Genomic DNA, 1,760 nt, shown 5'->3' with positions numbered 1-1,760 from the left:
CCCCCCCTCCCCCCGTGCCCGTCGCGCGGCGCGGCGGGTCTCTGTTTATCCCGCGCCGGGCTGGGGGCGCCCAACCCCGCCCCGGCGGCGTAACGCTAGCGAGTGGCGGATTTGCCCGATGAAATCGACGCCAAGCGGCGCGCCTTGCTGTCGCAGCTCACCGAGGCCGAGACCTTGCGCAAGACGGCGGCCGACCGTTTGCAGGAAGCCGAGAACCGGCAATCCGAAATGGACAAGGCCGCCACCGGCGCCATCCAGTTCCTGGCCGAGGCACGCGAGACCCGCGTTCGTGCCGAAGAGCGGCTGACGGCGGCCGACGAACGCCGGCTGGAGGTCGAGGCGCGCATTCAGGAGACGCTGAACACGCCGCCGCATCTGGTCATTCGCCACACTGGTCTGGAGGCTGACAGCCCGATGCCGGAAATGGCCGAGATCGAACGCCAGCTCGATCGGCTGAAGATAGAGCGCGAACGGCTCGGCGCCGTCAATTTGCGCGCCGAGGAAGAGCAAAAGGAGCTTTCCGACCGGCTCGAGGCGATCGTATCCGAGCGCGAGGACATCATCGAGGCGATCCGCAAGCTCAGGCAAGCAATCCAGAGCCTCAACCGCGAAGGCCGTGAGCGATTGCTTGCCGCCTTCGACGTCGTCAACAGCCATTTCCAGCGGCTGTTCTCGCATCTGTTCGGCGGCGGCACGGCGGAGTTGCAGCTGATCGAATCCGACGATCCGCTCGAGGCAGGTCTCGAGATTCTTGCCCGCCCGCCCGGCAAGAAGCCGCAGACCATGACACTGTTGTCCGGCGGCGAGCAGGCGCTGACGGCGATGTCGCTGATCTTCGCGGTGTTCTTGACCAATCCGGCGCCGATCTGCGTGCTCGACGAAGTCGACGCCCCGCTCGACGATCACAATGTCGAGCGCTTCTGCAATCTCATGGACGAAATGGCTGCCACCACCGAGACGCGTTTCGTCATCATCACCCACAATCCCATCACCATGGCGCGTATGAACCGGCTGTTCGGCGTGACCATGGCCGAGCAGGGCGTCAGCCAGCTTGTGTCGGTCGACCTGCAGGCGGCCGAGGCGATGCGCGAAGCGAGCTGACGCGGTCCGGCTGTCAACTACCCGTCAGCCGCAATTCAACGCCCGATCACATCCAATAACATTTGCGTTCCAAGTCGTTTCAACGCCGGAGTGGCCTCCATATATGCCTTCTCGGGCCGAGGACCGCCGGCCGATGAATGCGCCACTGCGGCTCGACGCGACCAAACGGCCCTTTTGGAAAGCGGCTTCGCCGCTCGCTTCATCATAGGAGATATCGTCATGCGCACCTTCATGCCAAAAATCATCGCGGCCGCATCGATCTTCGCGGCCATACCGCTTTCGAGCGCCTACGCTGTGGACCGTCACCACAGGGTAAAGGTCGACACCCAGACCACGGCATCGGTGCCAGCGGATCCGGAAGCGAGGGCGGCGTCAGAGCAGTTGCTCGGCGTGAAGCAGGGTATCCGCGCGGCTAGGAAAACTGGCAAGATCACGCAGGATCAGGCCCGCGACCTGATGCAGCAGGCGGATATTATCCAGCACACTGCGTCGACCTCAGCCCGTTCGAAGCTTGGGCAGATCAATGCACTCGATCGGCGGCTTCAGGCTGCCACCGGCCAAGGAACCTATATGGAGTTGTGTGCGTCAAGTTCTGCAAAAATGGCGTGGCATCGCGGTGACGTCGGGGTGTCCGTCGCGCAGCCCCCGTGTTTAGCGGA

General features: G+C 63.9%; 1 protein-coding gene and 1 pseudogene. Both read left to right on the top strand.

What is annotated here, in order from left to right; translation table 11 throughout:
* Positions 1-102: 102 nt before the first annotated feature.
* Positions 103-1,101 (top strand): annotated as a pseudogene (locus NKJ06_RS35295) (AAA family ATPase); the annotation flags it as partial.
* Between the two features lie 219 nt (positions 1,102-1,320).
* On the top strand, positions 1,321-1,760 hold a 440-nt coding region (locus NKJ06_RS35290), incomplete at its 3' end, for a hypothetical protein (protein ID WP_352812542.1).

It is taken from the genome of Mesorhizobium sp. M0293 (genome assembly GCF_040321735.1).
Lineage (GTDB): Bacteria > Pseudomonadota > Alphaproteobacteria > Rhizobiales > Rhizobiaceae > Mesorhizobium.
This window is presented reverse-complemented; position numbering and strand designations above follow the sequence as displayed.